Source organism: Mesorhizobium sp. M5C.F.Cr.IN.023.01.1.1 (assembly GCF_003997585.1).
Lineage (GTDB): Bacteria > Pseudomonadota > Alphaproteobacteria > Rhizobiales > Rhizobiaceae > Mesorhizobium > Mesorhizobium wenxiniae.
This window is the reverse complement of sequence record NZ_RZSU01000235.1, coordinates 1-1221: the sequence shown is the minus strand read 5'-3', so window position 1 is coordinate 1221 and position 1221 is coordinate 1. Positions and strand designations below refer to the sequence as shown.

1 protein-coding gene is annotated in these 1221 nt (G+C 57.5%); it reads right to left on the bottom strand.

All coding sequences use genetic code 11. The features are described 5' to 3' along the window. Positions 1-1171, bottom strand: a 1171-nt coding sequence (locus EOA78_RS35515; RefSeq protein ID WP_245478009.1) for an aldehyde dehydrogenase family protein, incomplete at its 3' end; no start/stop codon positions are given. Positions 1172-1221 lie beyond the last annotated feature (50 nt).

The window sequence follows — 1221 nt, the reverse complement described above, 5'->3', positions numbered from 1 at the left end:
CGCTGTTGCCCGAACCAGACAAGGGTTGTGAGATCCGGATGCCAATATTTCTGGTCTGCACGTAGCCATCAAGGGCTTCCTGACCCTTTTCCCTACCGTAGCCAGACTTCTTCACTCCACCGAACGGCGTTTCTACGCCGCCGACGTACCATCCATTCACGTACACTTGGCCAGCCCAAAGGCGATCCGCGCTCCAAAGAGCCCGGTCGATATCCCGGGTGAAAACGCCCGCTGCCAAGCCTTGATCGGTATCGTTTGCCAGTTCGATCCCTTTTATCGGATCATCGAAAGCAGTAACGGAAAGAACAGGGCCGAAGACTTCTTTCTGGAAAAGACTACTATTTGGCGCGACATCGGCAAATACAGTCGGCGCCATGAAATAGCCGCTTCGCACCGAAAGTGCAGTTCCGCCGGCCACAAGCCGTGCCCCTTGCGACAGGGCCATCCGGCAGGCGCTCTCGACCCCCTCTCGCTGCTTTTGAGAGATCAACGGGGTGATGTCGCAGTTTTCGCGTCCTGGTCCAATTGAGAGTCCTTCGACGCAGGCCTTCACTCTTTCTAACGTTTCATCAGCGATTGAACGCTCTACAAGCAATCTTGTTAGGTTGTTGCAATTCTGGCCAGCATTTAGATAGGTTCCGATACGCACCGCTTCCACGACGGCGTCGAGATCGGCATCGGAATAAACGACAGCGGCTGATTTGCCGCCCAGTTCCATGATGCAGGGTACGATGCGCTCCGCTGCAGCCTTGAGGACGGTTCGCCCGGTTGCCATGGAGCCCGTAAAGACGATGTGGCGAACATCGGGATGATCGATCAGCGCCTGGCCTGCCGTCTGGCCATACCCAGTGAGCACGTTTACGGCTCCGGCAGGCAAGCCCGCGGTCTCACAGGCGCGAGCAAGTTCTATGCCTGATAAAGGAGCCAGTTCGGGGGACTTCACTACCACTGAGTTACCAGTTGCAATGGCGCAAGCTAGTGAACGGGCCGTCAGTTCGAGGGGGCCGTTCCAAGGAACGATCTGGGCTGACACTCCGAAGGGGCTTCTGACCGTATAGTCAACAAGATCCGCCCCCCGCGGAATAGAGCGACCTTCGAGCTTGTCCGCCAAGCCAGCGTAGTACCGCAGGTATCTGACGGCGGTCCGAACCTCGCCACGGGCAAGGTCCAACGCCTTCCCAGTCTCTATGCAGTTAATGATCGCGACCTCGTCGCTGCGTG